Here is a 21,972-nt window from a genome sequence, read left to right as displayed (position 1 = left end):
TCGCGCTATCGTGGCTACTCCCCCGGCACCATCTGGGTTTCCGCAGCGCGGAGGTCGCTTTCCAGCCGCGCCGTTTTCTCTGCGTTGGGCGTCGAGAAGCGGCCGAGGAGGAGGTAGGCGACCGGGGTGAGATAGAGCGTCGAGATGGTTGCGAGGCCGAGGCCGCCGACGATGACGATGCCGAGGGCCTGTCGCGCTTCGGCCCCTGCGCCGGAGGACAGCATCAGGGGCAGGCCGCCGACGACGGTCGCGATCATGGTCATCATGACGGGGCGCAGGCGGATTGTCGCGGCCTGCTCGGCGGCGTCGCGAACGCTTTTGCCTTCCTCGCGCAGTTGGTTGGCAAATTCGACGACGAGAATCCCGTTCTTCGCCATGATGCCAACGAGGAGTACGAGCCCGATCTGGCTGTAGAGGTTGAGCGTCGTGCCGAAGAATTCGAGGGCAAAGACTGCGCAGGCGATGCCTAACGGAACCGTTGCGATGATGATCAGCGCCGAAATGAAACTCTCGAACTGTGCCGACAGGACAAGCAGGATCACGATAAGCGCGAAGGCAAAGACGAGGGCAAGGCCGTTGTTCGTCTCGCCGATGGTTGCGAGTTCGCCGAGCGGGACAAGGCGCTGGCTCGGTTCGAGATAGTCGGAGACGACGGCCTGCACGTCTTCCCAGGCATCCTGCATCGCCATGCCCTGGGGCAGGTCGGCGGAGATGGAAACGGCCCGGGCGCGGTTTTCTCGGGTGAGCTCCGGCGCAACCGCTTCCTCGGAGATGCTGGTGATGGTCGAGATCGGCACAATCCGTCCGTCGCCCGCCTTGACGAAGACGTTTTCGAGATCGCCGGGATCGTTGATCGGATCGGTCGAAGCAATCAGGCGGATCGGAACTTCCTTGTCAGCGACATAGGTCTGGCCGATCCGGCGGCCGTCTAGCAGGGCCTGGATCGCGGTCGCGAGGCCGTCGATGCCGATGCCGAGATCGGAGGCGCGCTCCCTGTCGATGGAGACTGAAAGCTGCGGCTGGGTCGCTTCCGAGCCGAGGCGAACGCGGCCGAAGCGGCCGTCCTCCTCCATCGCGGCCACAATGGCATCGGCGGTTTCGGCGAGCGAGCGAAAGTTCTGGCCGGCGACCGCAAAGCGCAGGCCTTCTCCGCCGCCGCGGATGCCGAGCGAATTGGGCTGTATCGCGAAGGCGCGCACGCCGGGGATGGTTCGCAGATTACCGTTGATCTCCGAGACGATCTCGCCCTGGCCGCGGACGCGCTCGTCCCAGCCAACGAGCGAGAGCACCATGAAGCCGGAATTCGAACCGCCAAAGCCGGAGATTGCGAAGACATTGTCGGCCTCGCCGCTGTCGACATAGGGCGTCAGGATCGACTCCACCTTGCGCATCTGGGCGTTGGTATAGTCGAGGCTCGCGCCCTGCGGTGCCGAAAGCCGAAGGAGAACGACGGCGCGGTCTTCCGGTGGTGTCAGTTCCTGCGGCAGCTGAAGGAAGCTGAGATAAGCGGCGGCTGAAAACAGAACGGCGATGCCGACCGTCGCGATCGGGTAATTCAGCGCCCGGCGCAGGCTGAAGGCGTAAAGGCCCGCAAGCCAGCCGCCGAGGCCCTGTACTGAGCGCGCGAAGATGTTTGGCCGGCGTCGCCGTGAGAGGTCCTTCAGGAGGATCGAGGCCATCATCGGGCAGAGCGTCAGAGCGATGAAGGAGGAGATGGTGACTGCCGCCGCCAGAACGTAGCCGAATTCGCGGAAGAGACCGCCCGCCTGTCCGGGCAGGAAGGAGATCGGCACGAAGACGGCTGCGAGGGTCGCGGTGGTGGAGACGACGGCGAAGAACATCTCGCGCGCACCCACCACGGCCGCCGCGCGGGGCGTAAGACCCATATCGCGGCGCCGCACAATGTTTTCCAGAACGATGATCGCGTCGTCCACCACCATGCCCGTCGCCAGAACGAGGGCAAGCAGGCTGAGGATGTTAATGGAAAAGCCTGCCATATAGATGAAGGCGACCACGCCGATGAGAGCGATCGGCATTGTGACGGCGGGTATCAGAGTGGCGCGGATGTTCAGCAGGAAAAGGAAGATGACGCCGGTCACGATCATCACGGCGAGAATCAGCGTGAACTGAACTTCCGAGATCGCGCCGTTGATAAAGATCGCGTCGTCGCTGGTCACCTGCATCGTCACGCCGTCGGGCAGGGAGGCGTTGAGACGGTCTACTTCCGTACGGACTGCATCGGAAATTTCGAGGGTCGAATAGCCGGCTTGTCGGATGATCGCGAGACCGATGCCGGTGATGCCGGTCACACGCAACGAGGTCGCTGCGTCGTCCGGTCCGAAGCGCACGCTCGCGACATCGCCGAGCCGGGTACGGTCGTTGAGATAGATCGCCTCGAACTCTTCCGGCGTCGAGATATTGGCGTCCGCGCGCACGATGAGCGATTGGGAGGACGACTCCAGCTGACCGGCCGGCACATCGAGATTGGCGTTGGCGAGAGATGTCGCGATGTCGCCGACGGTCAGGCCGCGCGTCGCAAGCCGATCCGGCTGGACGTCGACGAAGATCTGGCGTTCGCGCTCGCCATAGACCCGCAGGGCGGCGACGCCCTCGACGGCCGACAGCTGATCGGTAATCCGGTCGTCGACCAGAGTCGTCAGATCCTCGATGTTCATGCCCGGTGCAGTGATCGCGAGGCGCATGATCGCCTGGGCGTCGGCATCGGCCTTCACGATTTCCGGGTTCTCCGCGTTCTCCGGCAGGTTGTCGGCGATGCGGCCGACGGCATCGCGCACGTCGCTGGCGGCGACATTGAGATCGACCGTATCGTTGAATTCGATCGTCACCTGGGCTTCGCCGAACTCGGATTTCGACGAAATGGACGAGATGCCGGAAACGCGGGACACCGCGCTTTCGAGCTGGCTCGTCAGCTGGCGGTCGACCGTTTCCGGCGATGCACCTTCGAAGTCGACCTCGACCGTGACGACCGGCCTATCGACGTTCGGAAGCTCGCGAACCTCGACCGCATTGAGGGCCGCAAGGCCCGCGACGACGATGAGAAGGTTGAGGACAATCGTCAGTACCGGTCGCGTGACGACCAGAGCGGCGAAGCTGCCGAGCGCGCTCGGCTTGTCTTTCGTCTCGCTCACGATCCGCTCCGGTCGGCCGATTCTGGTACCGGAACGCCGGAGCGCTCCTCCCCGCTGCCGAGGCGCGGAAGCTCGTCTTCGTCTTTTTGTTGTTGCGGCTGATCCGGGCGCGCTTCGGCTGCAACGATCGGTTCGTTCGCCCGGCTCATGTCCGCGCTGGGCGCGATCTCGCGAACTTCGACGTCGAGATCGAGCCCTTCGCGCATGGACTGGATGCCTTCCACGACAACGAGATCGCCGGCATCGAGCGCGTCGGAAACGATGAGGACCCGGTCGATGTCACGCTGTACGATCCGGACCGGCGCCTTTATAGCCTTGTCCTCGCGCACCACCCAGACGAAGGGGCCGTTGCGCTCCCAGACGACGGCCAGCGGATCGGTGGCGAGGTAGGTTTCGCCGTCGAGGGCAACGCTAACGGTGAAGGACATGCCCGGCCGCAACCGGTCATCGCGATTGACGATGACGCCTTCGGTGCGAACCGTGCGGCTGTCTTCGGCGACACGGCTGTCGATTGCGGCGATCTCGCCCTGATAGGTCTGGTCGGGCCGCGCGACCGGGACTGCCGTCAGGTCGGTGCCGACATCGATGTCGGTCAAAAAGCGTTCCGGCGTGAAGAAGACGAGCTTGAGCTGATCGCGTGCGTCGATCGTGGCGATTTCCGTCGACTCTTCGACAAGGCTGCCGCGTTCGACCTCGACGATGCCGATCCGACCGTCGATCGGCGCGCTGATTTCCCGCTTGGACAGGGCAATCCGCGCTTCCCGCAGGTCGAGCCGCGCTGAATCCAGCTCGCGGGCGGCGTCGCTTACTTCCACGTTCGTCGATGCGTTGCGCTGGCGCAGTTGCCGAAAGCGCGCGAGCTTATCTTCCGCGGCCTGAGCCATGAGGAGCGCGCGGTCGACGGCGACTACCTGGGTGGAGCTCTCGAGCCGGACCAGCGGTTGACCGGCACTCACCTGGTCGCCGGATGAGACCAGAACCTCCTCGATGACGCCGGATGTGTTGTCGGGGACGACGGTAACGGATCGGATGGCTTCCGCGCTGGCGAGCGTCTTGAGGTTGGTCCGGCTGAGTTCCCGTGTAACCGGCGAAACGATCGCGGGCGTTGCACCGCCACCGCCAAAGGCTCCGCGGCCAGGACCCTGGGACTGTTCGGGCGCGGCCTCACCTGCTTGCGGCGAGATCAGGATCATGACTTCTCGGATCGTATCCCTATAGGGAATATCCGATGCGAGGATCATTCGCCCGATTTCCGGCTTCACCCAGACCAGTCCGGCAAGTCCGACGACGAGAATGAGCGCCGTGACCACGATCTGTTTGAGAAACGAAAGCATTGACGTCCGTACGGTGTTTATCGACAAGAAAAGGCGTTGGCTCGCGCCCCACCGGACACGCTGTAACTGGCGGTTATACGGCAGAAGCGTTGTGCTGGCGTAACGATTTGTAAGCGTGCGACCTTTCGCGGTCACTTACGCGCGAGGGCTCCGCGAGCGAAACGCGAGGCCTATGGAGGCCCTCGCCATTCAAATTCGCGGGGAAACCGACTAGATCGGCCCTCTGGACCCGATTCTCAACGCGCCGGCGGAATGATCGGCAAAGCATGAAAGTGGCTGGACGATGAGCGAGACCGATCTGACGCTCGACAAGGTCGAAGAAGCGATCGAGGCGATCCGGAACGGCGAGCTCGTCGTCGTGGTGGACGACGCCGACCGGGAGAATGAGGGCGACCTCATCATGGCGGCGTCCAAGGCGACGCCGGAGACCATGGCCTTCATGATCCGCCATACGAGCGGCATCATCTGCGTGCCGATGACGGGCGAGCGCTCGGAAAAGCTCAACCTGCCGCCGATGGTCGCCAACAATCTCGACCCGATGCGCACTGCCTTCACCGTTTCGGTCGACTACAAGCACGGCATGACCACGGGAATTTCGGCGGACGAGCGTAGCAATACGGCCCGTGCCCTCGCCAACGACAATGCCGCCGGTTCGGACTTCCTCCGACCGGGCCATATGTTCCCGCTGATTGCACGCGACGGCGGTGTGCTGACGCGCTCGGGGCATACGGAAGCTGGCACCGATCTCGCCCGACTTGCAGGCCTGCCGGAGGTCGGCGTGCTGGCCGAGGTCGTCAACGACGACGGCACGGTGATGCGCCTACCACAGCTCGTGCCGTTCGCACGCCAGCATGGCCTGAAGATCGTTTCCATCGAGGACATGATCGCCTGGCGCGTGCGCCGCGAATCTTTCGTCAAGGCCGTGCGCGAAGAGACGATGGCGATCGGCGGGCTCACGGGACAGATCAGGATCTACGAGACACCGTTCGACGATCTCCAGCATGTGGTCGCGATTTTCGGCGATGTCCGGGAAGGCGAGGGGGTGCCGGTGCGCATCCACCGCGAACAGCCGGTGACCGACCTCTTCGGCCGAACGCGCGGCGCGAAGACCTGGGTGGAAGTTGCCGTCGACGAGATCGGGAAGGTCGGACACGGCGTGCTGATGCTCTTGAGAACGCCGGAGGTGGACGATTTCGATCTCGGCGACGCCGTGGTGGATCATGCCGATGGCGAGAAGCATCAGTCGGCAATTTCGCGGCGCAAGCGCTGGCGCGAGGTCGGGCTGGGTGCCCAGATCCTGCGCGATCTTCAAATCCGCTCGATCCGCGAGATCGCGACGCACGAGCGGGCCTATGTCGGCCTGACCGGGTTCGGTATCGAGGTCAGCGGAACGATCGTGGTAAAGGGCTGAGAGCGGAGCTGAGTGCGGCGAGATGCCGGCGAAGCGCCGGGATGCGCGCCGTACAGTCGGGCTGAATGAGGAAGGATATGCTGTCGTCGCGCATCAGTGTCGGGGCAGCCCTTCTGACACGCAACTGTGCGGCGAAGCGCGAATGGCTCCGCCGCGTTAAAGGAAACTTGTTCGGGAAAACCCGCTTCGAGCTGGTTATGCCGGCTCGAGATTGACCGCCTTCGGGCCCTTCCCGCGCTTGTCCGGCTCGGTTTCGAACGAGACCTTCTGATTTTCTTCGAGCCCGGCGAGGCCCGATGCCTGAACGGCGGAGATATGAACGAAAATATCAGCACCGCCATTGTCGGGCTTGATGAAACCAAAACCCTTCTCGGTGTTGAAGAATTTGACCGTACCGGTCTGCGCCATGGTAGGAACCCTTGATCCTTAGCATTCATTGTCGCCCGTAGGCAGCGGCAGGCAAGTCTTGTACTTAAGGAAGGAACCAACTCATCGCGGCTCTCGCCGCTCGGAAGAAGCGCTTCCGATGCGCAAATCGTCCATACCTAGCGTTCGCGAAATTGCCCGAACACAAAGAGGATGCATGCGATGCGAGCTATTGGCAAGTAAAACTTTTCCAACGCGGAGCGTCGCTTATATAGGGCGCGTTCCAATAAAGGCGCACTGTTCTCGGTCTACGCATACATGAAAACAATTTTCGCCGGCTTTTCGCCGTTTCCCGGCGCTCCTTACAATCCATCGGGTGATCTGATCGAGATGCTGACGCAGCGGCCGGCTCCGTCAGCTGAAGTCTATCCCGTCCTTCTTCCTGTGGATTGGGACAAGAGTTGGCAGATATTGCGCGAGGCGATCGAGCGGGAGCGCCCGGAAACCGTCGTCCTATTCGGATTGCACATCACCGCCGAGCGTTTGAGGCTTGAACTTCTAGCGCAGAACCGGCGGGAACTCGGACGAAAGGACGCATCGGGCGGCTTTCCGGCCGGTCCCAGCATTCTCGAGGGGCCGCCGAAATACGAGAGCCGTCTGCCTTGGGCCGAGTTGGCCGCATTGCTGAGGTCCGAGGGGATCGACTTCGAATGGTCGAGCGACGCCGGTGCCTATCTTTGCAATGATACGTTCTATCGGCTGGCACACAACGCCGAAAACCTCGGTGTTCGCCATTACGGGTTCATCCATATCCCGATGAGCGACGAGCGGGTGGGCGATTTTGCAGCCGGCAACGCGTCCATACCGCCGGTCTTCAATTCGATATCAGCTGAAAAGCTGCTGCGATTTGCGCACGGCCTGGGAGCCTTGTTTGGGGCGCGCTCGGAGCTGATAGGCTGATAGATCGGGTTTGCTCGGGTCGCCGCTTGCACCAGAGTACGAAGCGAGGGAACGCATGAGCGCGTCTGCATGTTACAAATCAGGACCTTTTGGAGCGTATTGATGCCGACCTACAAGCCGATCTTCGTCGCCTCGACCATGTTTTCCGCTTTTGCCTTTTCGGATTTCGCGCCGCAGGCTTCGGCTCAATCGATGGACAATGCGCCAATGCCGAGCGGCGGAGCGGTGGTCGAGTATGGTGCCGGTATCCCTCTCGGGCAGCGCGGTCAGTTCTACGGTCTGCCGGGTGTGGATCTGAATGACGGTGTCGGCAAGGTTCGCCGACGCGGGCCTGGAGGGCTTGAAAACAATGTCGGCGCGATCGGCATGGCAACGCCCTCGACCTCGAGTTCCAACCCACAGCCTCTGCTTGACGATACGCCGACGACGAACCGCGGCATTCCGATCAATCGCTGACGGTCTGATATACGATCGTGACTGATTTCGATGCTGATGCGCTCGGTGAGGTCTATCGAACCGGGCTGACCGCCGAAAAGAGCGGCGACCACGAGGCCGCCGCCAACGCCTACCTGAAATGTCTGGAAATCGATCCGGCCGACCATGTCGGAGCGGAAATTCGCCTCGCCGGGCTTGGCTTCCGCGACGCGCCTGCCAGCGCCGGAAGCGCCTATGTCGCGACGCTCTTCGACCAGCATGCCGAGGATTTCGAGGACATTCTCGTTCGCCAGCTTCAGTACAGGGTTCCCGAGCTGCTTGCGGGTGTTCTGCGTAAAACCGGGAGACGGTTCGAGAGCCTTCTCGATCTTGGCTGTGGCACTGGGCTAGCCGGGGAGGCACTGTCCGATCTGTGCGACAATATGATTGGCGTCGATCTTTCCGAGGAAATGGTGCGGGTGTCCGGCGAGAAGGAGGTCTACGACAGGCTTTTCGTTGCCGAAGCGATCGCTTTTCTTCAAAGCGAGCATTCGCAATCCGGCTACGATCTCATCCTCGCAACGGATGTTGTTCCCTATCTCGGCGAGCTGGACGCGTTATTCGGGGCTGCGGCAAATCGGCTCGTCTCCGGCGGAACATTCGCCTTCTCCACCGAAACAATGAGCGAAAACGAGCTTGAAGGCCGGCCATTTGCGGTCGGGAGGGCTCAGCGTTTCCACCATGGTGAAGCTTACGTTCGTAAGACATTGTTCGACCACGGATTTTCAATCGAACATTTCGAAGCCATCACCGTTCGCTTGCAGGATGGGGAGCCGGCGCCCGGCCACCTCGTCGTCGCGCAGCGCGCGTGAAGCGCAAGTCGACGATCGGTCGAGCCCGCGGCTCCTGAAACCTTCGAATGGATGAGACTACAATGAAAACTCTACTCTTTCCGATGGTTGCTGCACTTCTGATGGTATCGGCCTGCAGCACCGCAAATAACGGCATGGCAGCACGCGAAATGGCTTCGCCTGAAACGCCTTCCGGCGGCGTGGTTCCGGGCCAGCAGCGCCAGTAAAAACAGCGAATTGCTCGCCCTCTGAGAGCTTCGCGGCTCATACCAGTTCACGGCAAGTCACGGATATTAGGATCGGAGGTTCTCCGATTGCTTTAACGACCCGAGACTTCGTGTGATGATCAAAGCCGCAAGCCTCTTTTTCCTCAGCCTGCTCGCCTCGCTCGCCGTTTCTTCCGCCCATGCGCAGTCGGTTACCGGCTGGTCGGCGGGGCCCGCGGCAGATGCGACGATGGATGTGGGTCAGCACTTCAAGTGCAACGGACCGGATTGCGGCGGCGGATTTACCTGCCTCTATGCCGCTGCTCCACCCCGGCCTGCCGGCGCGCGGTGGTTGAAGGTAGAGGATGTCACCAATCCCAAGGTCTGGCCCTGGCGTTCGGTCGAAACCTGGCTGGGCACGAAGCTCAACGAGATTGAAGCTGGCGTCGTAGAGGACCCCTCCCTACCGGTCAGCGAATGGGCGGCCCGGGACAATCCGGTTACGTTCAAAATCGAAGAGGAGGGCTTCGCGCGGCGCATCTATTCGCCGAATTCGCGGCAGGGAAATCTGACGGTACCGATCTGGTTCTGGACCTCGGAAGGCCGCCTCTTCACGATGTTCTGCGCGATCGACGGACCGCGGATATCGAAGGTGAGGGGCCCGATACATCGTCTCCTGAGTGAACTCCATCCCGGCGAGCCGGTTCGCGACGACATTCCGACCCGTTTCTGAGCGGTTTCCGCGAGCGAGAGTGTACCGACGACCTGCGGAGAAGGCCGCACCGCGGGAACCAATTGGAGCGCGCCACCGTCTACCGAGTGATATTCACGGTATCGAACGGAGACCCCTATGCGCACTCTCGGAATGTTGGCCGTTTCGGCCGCTCTCGCCATTCCCACAATTTCGGTTGGTCCTGCGTCAGCCCAACTACGTGCGGTCGATCGCGATGGATACGATATCGTGGGCGTGCGGCTTTCGGAACGCGAACGTCGTAATAGCCAGCCGGTTCAGCTGCCGGACGGGCGTGTCGTTCTCAGGCCGGTGAGCAACGGAATTCCATGGCTCTTCGGCTTTGGGGATGCTCGCGGAGCACCTTCGGGGGTTCCGACGACAAACGGCGTGACGCCGTCCATGTCGGCTTCGACGCCTTCAGGTGGACTCGTTCCCGGCCAGGAGCCGCGCTAGCGAACTCCAGCATTCGTAGCGGACGGCGCAGTTTTCCGTCTTTTGCGCTCCAGTCGCCGTTCGCGGAACCAGATGATCAGTCCGGCCCCAGCGACAATCGCGGCGCCTGCAACAGTCCATGGTCCCGGCCACTCGTCGAAAACGAGGATGCTGGCAATCGTCAGGTAGATGATGAAGACGTAGGTGAAGGGCGTCAGAGCCGAGGCGACGGCATAGCCATGGGCGCGTGTCAGCAGCTCGTGGCCGAACCAGCCGAAAATGCCGGTGGCCACGAGAAGCATGGTTGAAAACCACGTCTCCGGCATTTCCCAGAAATAGACGGCGAAGGGTGCTAGGCAGAGCGTGCCGACGAGCCCGCTATAGAACTGCATGGTTTCGTGATGCACGCTGCCTGCAAGCTTGCGGGTCAGCAGGGTATAGAGTGCGATCGACAGGGCGGCGATCAGGGCCAGGAAAACCGCCCAGTGAAAATCGGCTTCGAAGGGGCGAATTGCGACGATCACGCCGACAAATCCCAAGAGAATAGCGCCCCAACGCCATGGCCCAACCCGTTCGCCGAGAATAGGTCCTGACAAAGCGCAGATTATGATCGGCGACGAGAACATGATCGTCGCGGTAAGCGTCAGCGGCAGGTAGCGGACCGCAACGAAATTCGCCGTTGTCGAGGCTGCGAGGAAGGCGGCTCTCAGAACGACCAGACCGAAATGTTCCGACCGGAACCGGTCGATATCGACGCCGTCTTTCGCGATCAGCCCGGTCGAGATAACGAAATGGACGAAGTAGCGCATGAACGCGATCTGGAGTGCAGGAAGCCCGATAGCGCCCAGCCATTTTGCGCTGGTGTCGATACCTGAAAAGCCGAGATAGGCGACTAGCATCATGCCGATCGCCAGAACGACGCGGTCCTCGTTGGCTTTGCTGACCAGTCCGACCATGGCTGGGAGTTCCTCGACAGTATTCTCTTTGTGGCGCGATCTTTGGTCGCGCCGAATTCTCAACGGCAGGCGGCGATAGCCCGAAATGCCGTTTTGAGACGCCGATGAATAGCGGACCAGGATCAACTTGTCGTAAAACGCGTGCCGTCACGCCGACGATTGGGGGCTACCGGCGTATATGCCGATCAAAGCTCTTATATGAAGCTATTTTTCGGTGAGTAAGTAGATAGCCATCTGGTGGAAGAAATTATGCAAACGCACATGAAGGTTTGCGCCCCTGCGACCATTTCTCACGCAGGCGTTAGTCGTCCGCATGCAACCAAAGACGCTGGTGAAAGTTATTCCGCCAACGTCCGCCTCTGATTATCGGGGCGCTCCACAATACCGGCGAAAAGCCGGCCTTTGTTCAAGGAAAGGGACCATCATGTTGAAGACGATTCGCATTGCAACCATCCTGGCTGGTGTCTCGGCTTTCGCCATTCCAGCGATTGCTCAGACCGACGAGCCGGAAATTCCGGGCTCGCAGACGGCTGTCGAGGATCAGGAAGAAGCGGAGCGTGACGCGACTGCGGATGCGCCGGCTGCTGAAACGGATGCCCCTATCGCCGACTCGGATAGCGATACGACGGTGCCTGCCAGTGATACCGGCAGAACCGAAAACGAAGAGATGGATCGCGAAGTGACCGCCGAAAGTGAAGGCGGCGCCGAAATGGAAGCTGAGGATGACGGTGAGGTCGTTCCCGGCTCCTCGGCCGAATTCTCCGGCGAGTCGGCTGAAGAGGAAGTCGAACAGGACGCTACAGGCAACGCTGCTCAGTAATTTGAATGAGACGGCGCGCTGTTGAGCGTGCCTCCATACAGCGTCAGCGACAATGCAGCCCCGGCCCTGTGCCGGGGCTTTTTTATTGGCAGCTGCAAACATTACCGCATGTGGATTTCGTCGCTTTCGCTCCATCGCGTTTTACACTGTCGAATTTCAAAGCTTTTTTTGGCATGAACCACTCAATTCAAGAGGTTAGATGACGTCGTTGTGATTAAAATTACAAGAAAGACAGGTTGTCGTTGAACTGTCATCCATTGTTCTTCTTATGTAGACGCGCTGTCACCTTTTGCGACGCAACGAATGTCCCGCTCATGCGTCTTCTTCTCGAACGGTCCGCAAGCGGGCCACGACATAAAAGCCGAACAAGGCTTGGAAAAAAAAGCGCTTTCAAAGGCGCTGTTAGAAAGGACAAAAATCATGTTGAAGACGCTCCGTACCGCAACCATTCTCGCTGGCGTTTCGGCTTTTGCCATTCCGGCTATGGCTCAGACCGGCGAAACCATCGTTCCCGGCAGTCAGACGATGATGGAAGAAAACGATGCGGCGACGCGTGATAACGTCGCCGAGCAGAGCACGATTCAGCCGGCTCAGACTGAGAACCCTTCCGCAGATCCGGTCCGCGACACTATCGTTCCAGGCAGCGAGACCCTCGCCGAGCAGAACGAGGCGGATGAGCGCGACGAAGTCGCACGTGGCATTTCGGCTGAAACGACGGGCGATATGGCCGGAGAAGGTGATGACATTCTCGTCCCGGGATCGGGCGCGACATTCACGCCGGGCGAAGAGCCGGAAGGTCAGAGCACGGCAGTTCAGGAAGAGTCCGTCGACCTCCAGAACTAATAAACTTTATCGCCAAACGTCGGCGGTTTTTCGGGGTCTCGGCATCATGTCGGGGCCCTTTTTCGTGCGCGCCCGACATTCGACAAAGGTCGAAGAGCAGTGCTGAATGATATTGCCATTACGACAGACTGTACCACTCTGCTGCCGTGGATCGCTCCGCTTTAGCTTCAATCGCGGTGGAACCCATATTCGGGAGGATTGACTAATGAACACTTTCAAATTCGGACTGCCGCTCGCAGGCCTCGTTTTACTCGCAACACCGGCGTTGGCGCTCGACGTTTCCAAAGAGACGGACGTGAATGCCGCACCAAGCAAGGTGTGGTCGACCGTGGGGGATTTCTGCGCCATTGCCGATTGGCATCCGGCGGTCGCGTCATGTGAAGAAAGCGAAGCGGAAGGCGCAACTCGCCGAACACTGTCTCTCGAAGGCGGTGGATCGATTGTCGAGGAACTCGTTTCGCGGGACGATGAAGCGATGACCTATACCTACAGGATCGTCGAGAGCCCGCTGCCGGTGGCCGACTACGAATCGACCATTTCGGTATCCGGTGAAGGCGAGACTTCGACGCTTTCCTGGCAAGGCACTTTCGATGCGGCCGAAGGGGCGAGCGACGAGGACGCTACCGGTGCGGTCAGCGGCATTTATGATGCAGGCCTTGCTTCGATCTCGGAAAAAGCGACTGCGATGTAAGGCCAGAAACCTACTGAGATCTGGTATCGGAGCCCGCGTTGAATTGAATGCGGGCTCTTTTTTGCGATGGAGGTCAGGCGGACGCCGCAAAGCATCCGGTTGAATAATCTTCGAGGGCAGTGCCGAAGCCGCGATCCGTCCGGAGGGGCTGGTTCGAGCGCAGTTGACTGCCGTCGGTCGAAACGAAATCCAGCGTCCGGTTTTCACGATCGATGGTCGCGGCGGTCAACAGGCCGCCATAGACTGCACCGGTATCTATGGAAATGCGATTCTCGGTAATCGTCGGGCGATTGCCCTTCTGTGGCGTGTGGCCGTGGACGACGACATGGCTCAGTGTTCCCTCATGCCGCATGAAGGGAGCACGGATCCACGCGCAATCGTGGCGCGTCTGGCGGTCGAGTGGTTTATGGGGATCGACACCGGCATGGACGAAGGCGAACTCGCCGACGAGCGCGATGTGTTCGGCGGTCGCCAGAACGTCACAATGATCCGGCGAGACCTCGAAGACCCGTTGGCGGGCGGCCTCGATCGTACCGCCTTCCTGCACGCCATAGCTCTCCAGCGTTTCGGCCCCGCCCTGGGGCAGCCAAACCTGGAGGTCCTCGGCATCCATTTCGTTCTTCAGGAACTGGAGGAACCACATGTCGTGATTGCCGATAAAGGTGTGTGAGCCCGGCCTGCGATCCATGAGAGTGACGACCCGATCAATGACGCCGCGGCTGTCCGGCCCGCGATCGACCATGTCGCCAAGAATGTAAAACGCGCAGTCTTCCAAGGCCGACATCTCGCTCAGGCGATTGATCAGGTAATCGAAATGCCCAACCATTCCGTGAATGTCGGATATCGCGACGATCCGCTTGGGAAGGCCGCTTTCGTCGAGCGCTGCCGGCCCTGACGCGAGCGTCGGAAAATAATCGGATGTCATTGATGAGAGACGCGCAACGGATAACGCGGGTTCCTGGAAGGTGGCCTGAGCCCGTTCAGAAAGCCCAGGTCCGTGCTTTGGAAATAAGGAAATCGCGGAAAACCCTGAGTTTCGCGGAGTTCCTGAGCTCTTCAGGATAGCAGAGATAGGTGTCGAAAGTCGGCATCTCGATCTCAGGCAGGATCTGGACCAGCTTGGTGCGCTGGTCGATCATGTAGTCCGGCAAGAGCCCGAGGCCGATCCCGCTCTCGATTGCCGAGCGGATCGCGATCAGATTGTTGATCTGCAGGATTGGCGAACGCGGAGGACCGTTCTCGATACCCACCGTTTCCAGCGTATTGAGGTTGCGAAGATAGGGTGGTGCCGGTTCGCCGAAAGTGATGATGCGGTGTTGATCGAGGTCGTCGATCGTCTCTGGAGTGCCGAAGCGCGAGATATAGCTCGGCGCGGCGTAGACATGGAGATGCACCGTGAACAGACGGCGCTGGATCAGGTCCGGCTGCTGCGGCTGCCGCAGCCGGATCGCCGCATCCGCCCGGCGCATGGTGAGATCGATCTCCTCGTTGTCGAACATGAGCTGGAGTTCGATGTCGGGATAGAGTTCGAGAAACTCCTTCGAACGCTCCGTCAGCCAGCCGGAACCGAGGCCGACCGTCGTTGTCACCCGCAGCTTGCCGCTCGGTTTTTCCTTGGTCTCTGTCAGCTGCATGCGCACGGCTTCGAGGCGCTGAAGCACATCGTTCGCCGTCTGGAACAGCATTTCGCCCTGTTCGGAAAGAATCAGGCCGCGCGCGTGCCGATGAAACAGCGGTACGCCGACTTCGCTCTCGAGCGCGGCCACCTGTCGGCTGATCGCCGACTGGCTCAGGCCGAGATTTTCCGAGGCTCGGGTGAAGGAGCCGGCCTCTGCTGCGGCGTGGAAAATGCGCAGCTTATCCCAGTCAAGGGCCATTGATGTGGTCCGTTCTGTCGATAGGCGTCATGATTGCTGCACTGCAACATAATCCATCGCCCGAAAATTTCACGCAAATTATTCGGCGGCGGCTTTCTTCTGGCTTTCGATCGCGCGGGTCTGTAGCCAGCGTTCCGCGTCAAGGGCCGCCATGCAACCCATGCCTGCCGCTGTGACGGCCTGACGCCAGACGTCGTCGGCAACATCGCCTGCCGCGTAGACACCCTCGATCGAGGTCCGCACCGTGCCCGGTTCGACCCAGAGATATCCCGAGGCCTTCTGCTTCAGCTTGCCTTCGAACAATTCCACCGCAGGCGCATGGCCGATTGCGATGAAAACGCCATCGGCCGAAAGCTCTTCGGTTTTGTTTGTATGGGTATCCCTGATCCTCACGCCAGTGACGCCCGGCATCGGCTTGTCCTGACCAAGGATCTCGTCGATCGCACCATTCCAGCGAACGTGGATGTTCTCGCTCGCAAACAGCCGTTCCTGCAGGATGCGTTCGGCGCGCAGCTCGTCGCGGCGGTGAACCAGCGTCACCGTTTTGGCGATGTTCGACAGATAGAGCGCCTCCTCGACGGCCGTGTTGCCGCCGCCGACCACGACGACATCCTTGCCGCGGTAGAAGAAGCCGTCGCAGGTCGCGCAGGCCGAAACGCCATAGCCTTGGAACTTCGCCTCGCTTTCGAGCCCGAGCCATTTCGCCTGGGCACCCGTCGCGATGATCAGCGCGTCGCAGGTGTAGACAGTGCCCGAATCGGCCGTCAGCCGGAAGGGCCGGCTTTCGAAGTCCGCATCCACAATGAGATCGTTGACGATTTCGGAGCCGACGTTGAGGGCCTGTGCCTTCATCTGCTCCATCATCCAGGGACCCTGAACCGGATCGGCATAGCCCGGATAATTCTCGACATCCGACGTGATCGTCAGCTGTCCGCCTTCCTGCAGACCCGAGATGATCAAAGGTTTGAGCATGGCACGCGCGGCGTAGATCGCTGCCGTGTAGCCTGCCGGACCTGATCCCAGAATGAGGACTTCCGTATGCCGCTCGGTCATAGGGTGCTCTCTTGGTGAGTGACGAGTGTTTCCGTGAAATGGTCGATTACGACTGACCATTCAATAAGTGACACATTCCGGCCTCGCAACATGCGCAGACACGGACTCACGTCGAAGCTGCGTTGCGAGGCGATCCATCGCGTTATAAGGACTTGCGTGCAGCGCAAAAAATCGAGGTTTTCCGTTCGGCCTCGATATCAGGGGGCATTCAACATCTTCAGGACGATTGCTCACGTCACGTCGAATTTCGGCTTAGCGCTTGCGGGCGCTATGGTGATTCCCGCCTTGGTCGATATTTCCGATCATAATCAGGACTGGAAGGTCTTCATCGGATCGAGCGCCCTGATCGGAATCATCTGCGCTCTCATTTCGGCGGCAACGCGGGGAGATCGCCCGCGTTTTACACAGCGTCTCGGCTTTCTGATCGTCACCTCCGTCTGGGTCGTAGGCGCAATCATCGGTGCCGTTCCACTCTACATCTCGTCGGTCAACGTCACCTATGCGGGCGCGTTTTTCGAATCGATGTCCGGTCTGACGACGACAGGGTCGACGGTTCTGTCGGGTCTCGACGCCATGCCGCGCGGCGTTCTGATGTGGCGTTCGCTGCTGCAATGGTTGGGCGGCATCGGCATCATCGGCATGGCGCTGCTCGTCCTGCCGGCGCTTCGAACCGGCGGAATGGCGCTTTTTCACATGGAAAGTTCCGACAAGTCGGACAAGGTTCTGCCGCGAGTCGGTCAGCTTTCGGGTGGTCTGGTTGCCGCCTACGTCGTTCTTACGGTGCTTTGCTCGATTGCCTATACCGGGCTCGGCATGACGTTCTTCGACGCGATGAACCATGCCATGACGACGCTCTCGACGGGCGGCTACTCCACCCACGACCTTTCGATGGGCTACTTCGAAGATGACCGGATTCTGACGGTCGCGACCATCTTCATGGTGCTCGGAGCGCTTCCGTTCGTTCTCTATATCCGGGCCTTCCTGCCTCGCCGGTTCCAGCTGTGGAGCGACCCGCAGATCGGCGTCTTCCTCGTCATCTGCGTGGTGCTGAGCCTGTCGATCGCGATCACGCGGCGGGTCTACAATGCCAGCTCAATCGAGGAAGCATTCGTTTCGTCGGCCTTCAATCTGGTCTCGATCATCACCACGACGGGCTATGCTTCGGACGACTATACGCTGTGGTCCAACGCAGCGCTGGGTATCTTCATCTTCGCGACGTTTCTCGGCGGCTGTGCTGGTTCGACCTCCGGCGGCATCAAGGCGAACCGGCTCTATATTCTATCCAAGCTCCTCGGAGCCAATTTCCGGCGGCTGGTTCGGCCCAATGCGGTTATCCGGTTGAAGTACGGGGCGAACCCGATCCCGCCCGAGGGGATCCAGACTGTCACGATCTTCTTCTTCCTGTTCTTCGGTACCCTGCTTGTCGGAACCATGGTGCTCAGCTTGTTCGGCCTCGACTTCGAGACCGCTTTTTCGGGAACGCTGACGGCCCTGGCGAACGTAGGACCGGGCTTCGGCCAGATCATCGGCCCGGCCGGCAATTTCTCTTCCTTGCCGGATGGCGCTCTCTGGTTCCTCTCCGCCACGATGCTGCTCGGGCGGTTGGAACTCGTGACCGTTCTGATCCTCTTCTTTCCGGCCACCTGGACGGACTGACCCCGAAGCGCGGGCGCAGAGGGATGCAGCCCGGCAACATGCACCGCCTTGCGAGGTCTACCGGCGTTGCCGGTCTTTTCCGCAGACTGTATCCGATGGGTTCTGATCCTGTACCGGCCATGACGAGCATTGGCGGGTGGTTCTTGGGGAGAGCCGACCATTTTCAGGACGATCGCCAATGTGACGTCGAGTTTCGGGCTGGCTCTCGCGGGTGCCATGCTGATCCCTGCGCTCGTCGATATCGCGGACGGTAATCAGGACTGGAAGGTCTTCGTCGGCTCAAGCGCCCTGATCGGCATGATCTGTGCGCTGATCTTTGTTGCAACGCGCGGAGACCGACCGCGGTTTACCCAGCGGCTGGGCTTTCTCATCGTGACGTCCGTCTGGGTGTTCGGCGCCGTCGTCGGCACGATCCCTCTCTATGTCGCCTCGTTCAACCTGACGCTTGCGGGCGCGTTTTTCGAATCCATGTCGGGCATCACCGCCACCGGCTCGACCGTGATCTCAGGCCTCGACGCCCTGCCGCGCGGCATCCTGATGTGGCGCTCGCTGCTGCAATGGCTCGGCGGTATCGGGATCATCGGCATGGCGCTGCTCATTCTGCCGACGCTTCGTACCGGCGGCATGGCGCTGTTCCACATGGAAAGCTCCGACAAGTCGGATAAGGTCCTGCCCCGCATCAACCAGCTGTCGGGCGGGCTCGTCGCGGCTTATGTCGTGCTGACCGTATTGTGCACGGTCGTCTATACAGGTCTCGGCATGAGCTTCTTCGATGCCGTCAACCACGCGATGACGACGCTCGCGACAGCAGGCTTTTCCACCCATGACGCCTCGATGGGCTATTTCGAAGACAACCGGATTCTGGTTGCCTCGACAGTCTTCATGATCCTTGGGGCGATGCCGTTCATCATCTATATCCGCGCCTTCCTGCCGCGCCGCTTCCAGCTCTGGCGCGACCCGCAGATCAAGGTGTTTCTCGCGCTCTGTCTCGTGCTCAGTCTGACGATCGCGATTTCCCGGCGGATGATCAATGGCACGCCCTTCGAGGAGGCGCTGGTTTCCTCGGCTTTCAATCTCGTCTCGATCATCACCACAACCGGATATGCCTCGGAGGACTACACGCTCTGGTCCAACGCGGCGATCGGCGTGTTCTTCCTCGCGACCTTTCTTGGTGGTTGCGCGGGTTCGACGACGGGGGGCATCAAGGCAAACCGACTCTACATCCTCTATCAGGTCGTCGAAGCCAATTTCCGCCGGCTGGTACGTCCGCATGCTGTCATCCGCATGCGCTACGGCAGTAACGAGATCGCGCCCGACGGCATCCAGACCGTGACGATCTATTTCTTCCTGTTCTTCGGAACGCTGCTGCTCGGCACAGTGGTCCTCTCGATGTACGGGCTCGACCTGATTACGGCTTTTTCCGGCACACTGACCGCGGTTGCGAATGTCGGCCCCGGTTTCGGTCAGATCATCGGCCCGGCCGGCAATTTCTCCTCGCTGCCTGATGGCGCTCTTTGGGTGTTGTCGATCACGATGCTGCTCGGGCGCCTGGAACTCGTGACGGTCCTGATCCTGCTCTTCCCGGCGACCTGGAAGGACTAAGCTCAAATGATCTCGGCCCACTACATCAATCTCGACCGAGCCAAAGAGCGGCGCGCCTTTATGGAGCGGCAGGCCGATCGGCTTGGCCTGAAGCTCAACCGCTTCAAGGCAATATCAATCGATGATTTCAGTGATGAGCGCTTCAACACGTTGTCGCGGAACTGGGAGCGGCCGATAACTCGCGTCGAGGTCGCTTTGCTTCTTTCGCATGCTAGCTTGTGGCAACGATCCGTTGAGATGGATCAACGCCTAGCAATCTTCGAGGATGACGCCGTGATGTCTCCTCGTCTGCCCTCGTTCTTGGCCAGAGAATTGCCGCCGTACGATCTTATCAATCTGGAATATTATGCGCGGCGCAAGTTCTTTCACCGCTATGGCAACGAAGGGGAACTCTCTTACATTGCGCGGGATAAGGCAGGCTCGGCGGCTTATATTGTATCACCAGAAGGTGCGGAGAAGCTGCTGGCAGCACTCCAGCATTCTGCCGCACCGGCCGATGCCTTTCTCTATGCCAGCGGGAGACTGAACATCACTCAGGTCGAACCGGCTCTTGCCGTTCAGGCCGAAGTGCTGGCGGCCAAGGGAATAGATCCAGGCATCGCCACGGCGACGCAAATCCACGAGCCACGCGGCCGGCTCGCGCCAACGGCGAACAACTGGATCTACGGCTGGCGTCGGACACTGACCCAGCTGCGGCTGGTCCCGCTGCATGTGGGACGTGGGACATTCTACGAATTCCGGGAACCGCGTGTCGATTTGGCTGAGTTCGCGCCGGACCAGAGCTCTTCGTAAACGGTCTCGATCTCCGCCGCTTCCCGTTCGAGTGGAAAATGCTCGCGGACATGAGCGAGGGCGGCTTTCGAAGCCGCATTCCGCTTCGCGTCGTCTTCCATGTACGAGACGAGGGCTTTCGCGATGGCCTCGCTCGAAAAGCTGTCAACCACCGTCCCGGTTTCTCCCTCGACGATCAGTTCGCGGAATGCTCCGGCATCGGTCGCAACCACCGGTGTTCCGCTCGCCATGGCTTCTAGCGGAGTGAGGCCGAAGCCCTCATTGCGCGGCGGTGCTACATAGAGATCGAAACGTCGGAACCAGGGTGCGATATCGTCGACCTCGCCGACCAGAAGGATGCGGTCCGTCATGCCGGCGCGATCGATACGCTTCTGCAAGTCTTTTCCGAACTCCGCGTGTTCGCTCGTCGTGCGCCCTGTAGCGACGCCGACCCAGTCGGGCCGGTCCTGCAGAACTTCGATCATGGCATCGACGAAGAGGTCGGTGCCCTTTTGATGACGGATGCGGCCGGAACAGCCGACGATCTTCTTGCCGTTCAGCCGGTGTTCGAGATTGGGTGCCAGAGCGGGCATCGGTCCGCCGGGCGTGAAGCTGTCGCAATCGATGCCATGCATGATCACCCGATGGGGAACCTTGAGATAGGACCCGCTTCGTGACGATGTGGCGATGACGCGGTCCATTCGACTGATCAGAAAGCGGGTATAAGCCGAGTGCTGCCGCTGTGCCGCCGATGTGAAAACGAGCTTGAGCGGCATGCGCAGGAGATCGCGCATGATGATGCCGGGCAGCATTTCGGTGTTGCGGCGGGCGTGCCAGATGCGGAACGGCCTGCCCTTGGGCTTTTTCCAGAGCGCGGGGAGGGCGGACCATGAAAGGCGCGGCACGCCTTCCGGCAGAACGTCCGGCCCCATGGAGGCGATTGCTAAGCGCTTCGCCTGTAACGGCAGAAGCTGCACGATCGTTGAGGTGACGCCGGAGAGACGCCGCTTGAAATTGGGCGCGATAACGTGGGTCTCGCGCGCTTTGATCTGGGATTTCAAGCTGATGCCAAGGGCTGCTCGGGCGTGAAGTGAACGAAGGTCAACAGTGCGCCTCCATTGTCACGCCCAATTTCCTGGAACGAGCGTGGAGCGCGAATCCTATTGCCAGAGAACTTCCAGCACCTCGTAAGACCGCGCTCCACCGGGAGCCGTGACTTCGACCGTGTCGCCTTCTTCCTTGCCGATCAGCGCGCGAGCGATCGGGGAGGAAATGGAGATGCGGCCGGACTTCACGTCAGCTTCCTGGTCGCCGACGATCTGGAAGAGACGCTCTTCTTCGGTCTCCTCGTCGACGAGCTTGACCGTGGCGCCGAACATCACCTTGTCACCCTTCATCTTGGTAACGTCGATAACCTCGGCGCGTGCGGTGACGTCCTCGAGCTCTGAAATACGGCCCTCGTTGAGGCTCTGAGCTTCCTTCGCCGCATGATATTCGGCGTTCTCGGAGAGATCACCATGGGCGCGTGCCTCGGAGATTGCCTGGATGATCCGAGGGCGCTCTTCCTGCTGGCGGCGACGCAGCTCTTCCTTCAGCGTCTCAAATCCGCGGGTCGTCATCGGGACCTTTTGCATCTCGGCCTCCACCTTTCGATACGGCCAACGACGAGGCGCCGGCGCGTCTTCTTATCGTTCGTGCCGGCGCGGCCGATGTCAACGCGGCGCTGCCGGTAATACAAAGACAGGCCAGACCGAGCGATAAATGATCGCTCGGTTCCAACCGGCTGAACGGACTTGGAAATGTCGCCGGGCCCTGGTCCGGTCAGGGCCGACAAGCCATTTGAAAAC

22 protein-coding genes are annotated in these 21,972 nt (G+C 60.6%); 13 read left to right on the top strand and 9 right to left on the bottom strand.

From position 1 onward, the window contains the following. Positions 1–14: 14 nt before the first annotated feature. Positions 15–3,149 carry an efflux RND transporter permease subunit gene (locus ABRA89_RS05150; protein WP_349940384.1) on the bottom strand — a complete coding sequence of 1,045 codons (3,135 nt, stop codon included), beginning with the start codon at positions 3,147–3,149 and terminating at the stop codon, positions 15–17. Beyond that, positions 3,146–4,483, bottom strand: a complete 1,338-nt coding sequence (locus ABRA89_RS05145; protein WP_349940383.1) for an efflux RND transporter periplasmic adaptor subunit — start codon at positions 4,481–4,483, stop codon at positions 3,146–3,148. The genes ABRA89_RS05150 and ABRA89_RS05145 overlap by 4 nt, the downstream gene beginning before the upstream one ends. A 283-nt stretch (positions 4,484–4,766) precedes the next feature. On the opposite strand from ABRA89_RS05145, the gene ribB reads away from it, so the two are divergent. Further along, positions 4,767–5,894, top strand: a complete 1,128-nt coding sequence (ribB, locus tag ABRA89_RS05140) for a 3,4-dihydroxy-2-butanone-4-phosphate synthase (RefSeq protein ID WP_349940382.1) — start codon at positions 4,767–4,769, stop codon at positions 5,892–5,894. 195 nt (positions 5,895–6,089) lie between these two features. Here ribB and ABRA89_RS05135 read toward each other — a convergent pair whose 3' ends face one another. After that, the gene (locus ABRA89_RS05135; protein ID WP_007066881.1) at positions 6,090–6,302 is read right to left on the bottom strand and encodes a cold-shock protein; all 213 of its coding nucleotides are present in this window, start codon (positions 6,300–6,302) and stop codon (positions 6,090–6,092) included. A gap of 276 nt (positions 6,303–6,578) precedes the next feature. On the opposite strand from ABRA89_RS05135, the gene ABRA89_RS05130 reads away from it, so the two are divergent. The 6 genes from ABRA89_RS05130 to ABRA89_RS05105 all read left to right on the top strand — a co-directional run bounded on the left by ABRA89_RS05130 (position 6,579) and on the right by ABRA89_RS05105 (position 9,877). Beyond that, entirely contained in the window at positions 6,579–7,220 is a 642-nt protein-coding gene (locus ABRA89_RS05130; RefSeq protein WP_349940381.1) for a pyroglutamyl-peptidase I, read from the top strand. A gap of 102 nt (positions 7,221–7,322) precedes the next feature. Beyond that, positions 7,323–7,676, top strand: a complete 354-nt coding sequence (locus ABRA89_RS05125; protein ID WP_349940380.1) for a hypothetical protein — start codon at positions 7,323–7,325, stop codon at positions 7,674–7,676. Between the two features lie 17 nt (positions 7,677–7,693). Next, positions 7,694–8,506, top strand: a complete 813-nt coding sequence (locus ABRA89_RS05120; protein ID WP_349940379.1) for a methyltransferase — start codon at positions 7,694–7,696, stop codon at positions 8,504–8,506. A 62-nt stretch (positions 8,507–8,568) separates the two neighbouring features. Continuing rightward, positions 8,569–8,712 (top strand): hypothetical protein, encoded by a 144-nt coding sequence (locus ABRA89_RS05115; RefSeq protein ID WP_349940378.1) that lies wholly within the window; start codon positions 8,569–8,571, stop codon positions 8,710–8,712. 115 nt (positions 8,713–8,827) lie between these two features. Further along, entirely contained in the window at positions 8,828–9,424 is a 597-nt protein-coding gene (locus tag ABRA89_RS05110) for a hypothetical protein (protein WP_349940377.1), read from the top strand. A gap of 117 nt (positions 9,425–9,541) precedes the next feature. After that, on the top strand, positions 9,542–9,877 hold the full coding sequence (locus ABRA89_RS05105; protein ID WP_349940376.1) for a hypothetical protein: 336 nt from the start codon (positions 9,542–9,544) through the stop codon (positions 9,875–9,877). On the opposite strand, the gene ABRA89_RS05100 is transcribed toward ABRA89_RS05105, so the two are convergent. Beyond that, positions 9,874–10,812: a DMT family transporter gene (locus tag ABRA89_RS05100; protein WP_349940375.1), complete on the bottom strand. Its 939-nt coding sequence runs from the start codon at positions 10,810–10,812 to the stop codon at positions 9,874–9,876. The two genes, ABRA89_RS05105 and ABRA89_RS05100, sit on opposite strands and share 4 nt — an antisense overlap. A 424-nt stretch (positions 10,813–11,236) precedes the next feature. Here ABRA89_RS05100 and ABRA89_RS05095 point away from each other — a divergent pair, with 424 nt between their 5' ends. The 3 genes from ABRA89_RS05095 (at position 11,237) to ABRA89_RS05085 (ending at position 13,166) form a co-directional block, all read left to right on the top strand. Further along, entirely contained in the window at positions 11,237–11,632 is a 396-nt protein-coding gene (locus ABRA89_RS05095) for a hypothetical protein (protein WP_349940374.1), read from the top strand. A gap of 420 nt (positions 11,633–12,052) precedes the next feature. After that, positions 12,053–12,475, top strand: a complete 423-nt coding sequence (locus tag ABRA89_RS05090) for a hypothetical protein (RefSeq protein WP_349940373.1) — start codon at positions 12,053–12,055, stop codon at positions 12,473–12,475. 205 nt (positions 12,476–12,680) lie between these two features. Then, a complete protein-coding gene (locus tag ABRA89_RS05085; protein ID WP_349940372.1) occupies positions 12,681–13,166 on the top strand; it encodes an SRPBCC family protein in 486 nt (161 codons plus the stop codon). 73 nt (positions 13,167–13,239) lie between these two features. On the opposite strand, the gene ABRA89_RS05080 is transcribed toward ABRA89_RS05085, so the two are convergent. The 3 genes from ABRA89_RS05080 to trxB all read right to left on the bottom strand — a co-directional run bounded on the left by ABRA89_RS05080 (position 13,240) and on the right by trxB (position 16,096). Continuing rightward, on the bottom strand, positions 13,240–14,091 hold the full coding sequence (locus tag ABRA89_RS05080; protein WP_349940371.1) for a metallophosphoesterase: 852 nt from the start codon (positions 14,089–14,091) through the stop codon (positions 13,240–13,242). Positions 14,092–14,146: 55 nt separating this feature from the next. Beyond that, positions 14,147–15,043, bottom strand: a complete 897-nt coding sequence (locus ABRA89_RS05075) for a LysR family transcriptional regulator (RefSeq protein ID WP_349940370.1) — start codon at positions 15,041–15,043, stop codon at positions 14,147–14,149. Between the two features lie 78 nt (positions 15,044–15,121). Next, positions 15,122–16,096 (bottom strand): thioredoxin-disulfide reductase, encoded by a 975-nt coding sequence (gene trxB, locus ABRA89_RS05070; RefSeq protein WP_349940369.1) that lies wholly within the window; start codon positions 16,094–16,096, stop codon positions 15,122–15,124. A 270-nt stretch (positions 16,097–16,366) separates the two neighbouring features. Between trxB and ABRA89_RS05065 the strand changes: the two genes are divergently transcribed. The 3 genes from ABRA89_RS05065 (at position 16,367) to ABRA89_RS05055 (ending at position 20,146) form a co-directional block, all read left to right on the top strand. Further along, positions 16,367–17,752, top strand: coding sequence for a TrkH family potassium uptake protein (locus ABRA89_RS05065; RefSeq protein WP_349940368.1), 1,386 nt, complete (start codon positions 16,367–16,369; stop codon positions 17,750–17,752). A gap of 216 nt (positions 17,753–17,968) precedes the next feature. Beyond that, a complete protein-coding gene (locus ABRA89_RS05060) occupies positions 17,969–19,354 on the top strand; it encodes a TrkH family potassium uptake protein (RefSeq protein ID WP_349940602.1) in 1,386 nt (461 codons plus the stop codon). 6 nt (positions 19,355–19,360) lie between these two features. Next, complete coding sequence (locus ABRA89_RS05055) at positions 19,361–20,146, top strand: glycosyltransferase family 25 protein (protein WP_349940367.1); 786 nt, start codon at positions 19,361–19,363, stop codon at positions 20,144–20,146. Here ABRA89_RS05055 and ABRA89_RS05050 read toward each other — a convergent pair. Both ABRA89_RS05050 and greA read right to left on the bottom strand, forming a co-directional pair. After that, positions 20,083–21,192 (bottom strand): glycosyltransferase family 4 protein, encoded by a 1,110-nt coding sequence (locus ABRA89_RS05050; RefSeq protein ID WP_349940601.1) that lies wholly within the window; start codon positions 21,190–21,192, stop codon positions 20,083–20,085. The genes ABRA89_RS05055 and ABRA89_RS05050 overlap by 64 nt on opposite strands. Positions 21,193–21,285: 93 nt before the next feature. After that, positions 21,286–21,759: a transcription elongation factor GreA gene (gene greA, locus ABRA89_RS05045; protein ID WP_349940366.1), complete on the bottom strand. Its 474-nt coding sequence runs from the start codon at positions 21,757–21,759 to the stop codon at positions 21,286–21,288. Positions 21,760–21,972 lie beyond the last annotated feature (213 nt).

The organism is Fulvimarina thalattae, from assembly GCF_040239565.1.
Classification (GTDB): Bacteria; Pseudomonadota; Alphaproteobacteria; order Rhizobiales; family Rhizobiaceae; genus Fulvimarina.
The sequence above is the reverse complement of the archived record's forward strand: the minus strand, read 5'-3'. Positions and strand labels throughout refer to the sequence as shown.

Bases quoted from the DNA above. Each gene is read 5' to 3' on its own strand.
- trxB (WP_349940369.1), bottom strand. From the start codon at position 16,096: ATGACCGAGCGGCATACGGAAGTCCTCATTCTGGGATCAGGTCCGGCA.
- ABRA89_RS05085 (WP_349940372.1), top strand. From the start codon at position 12,681: ATGAACACTTTCAAATTCGGACTGCCGCTCGCAGGCCTCGTTTTACTC.
- ABRA89_RS05095 (WP_349940374.1), top strand. From the start codon at position 11,237: ATGTTGAAGACGATTCGCATTGCAACCATCCTGGCTGGTGTCTCGGCT.
- ABRA89_RS05075 (WP_349940370.1), bottom strand. From the start codon at position 15,043: ATGGCCCTTGACTGGGATAAGCTGCGCATTTTCCACGCCGCAGCAGAG.
- ABRA89_RS05090 (WP_349940373.1), top strand. From the start codon at position 12,053: ATGTTGAAGACGCTCCGTACCGCAACCATTCTCGCTGGCGTTTCGGCT.
- ABRA89_RS05080 (WP_349940371.1), bottom strand. From the start codon at position 14,091: ATGACATCCGATTATTTTCCGACGCTCGCGTCAGGGCCGGCAGCGCTC.
- ABRA89_RS05145 (WP_349940383.1), bottom strand. From the start codon at position 4,483: ATGCTTTCGTTTCTCAAACAGATCGTGGTCACGGCGCTCATTCTCGTC.
- ABRA89_RS05135 (WP_007066881.1), bottom strand. From the start codon at position 6,302: ATGGCGCAGACCGGTACGGTCAAATTCTTCAACACCGAGAAGGGTTTT.
- ABRA89_RS05100 (WP_349940375.1), bottom strand. From the start codon at position 10,812: ATGGTCGGACTGGTCAGCAAAGCCAACGAGGACCGCGTCGTTCTGGCG.
- ABRA89_RS05060 (WP_349940602.1), top strand. From the start codon at position 17,969: ATGCTGATCCCTGCGCTCGTCGATATCGCGGACGGTAATCAGGACTGG.
- ABRA89_RS05105 (WP_349940376.1), top strand. From the start codon at position 9,542: ATGCGCACTCTCGGAATGTTGGCCGTTTCGGCCGCTCTCGCCATTCCC.
- ABRA89_RS05110 (WP_349940377.1), top strand. From the start codon at position 8,828: ATGATCAAAGCCGCAAGCCTCTTTTTCCTCAGCCTGCTCGCCTCGCTC.
- ABRA89_RS05125 (WP_349940380.1), top strand. From the start codon at position 7,323: ATGCCGACCTACAAGCCGATCTTCGTCGCCTCGACCATGTTTTCCGCT.
- ABRA89_RS05115 (WP_349940378.1), top strand. From the start codon at position 8,569: ATGAAAACTCTACTCTTTCCGATGGTTGCTGCACTTCTGATGGTATCG.
- ABRA89_RS05130 (WP_349940381.1), top strand. From the start codon at position 6,579: ATGAAAACAATTTTCGCCGGCTTTTCGCCGTTTCCCGGCGCTCCTTAC.
- ABRA89_RS05055 (WP_349940367.1), top strand. From the start codon at position 19,361: ATGATCTCGGCCCACTACATCAATCTCGACCGAGCCAAAGAGCGGCGC.
- greA (WP_349940366.1), bottom strand. From the start codon at position 21,759: ATGCAAAAGGTCCCGATGACGACCCGCGGATTTGAGACGCTGAAGGAA.
- ABRA89_RS05065 (WP_349940368.1), top strand. From the start codon at position 16,367: ATGGTGATTCCCGCCTTGGTCGATATTTCCGATCATAATCAGGACTGG.
- ribB (WP_349940382.1), top strand. From the start codon at position 4,767: ATGAGCGAGACCGATCTGACGCTCGACAAGGTCGAAGAAGCGATCGAG.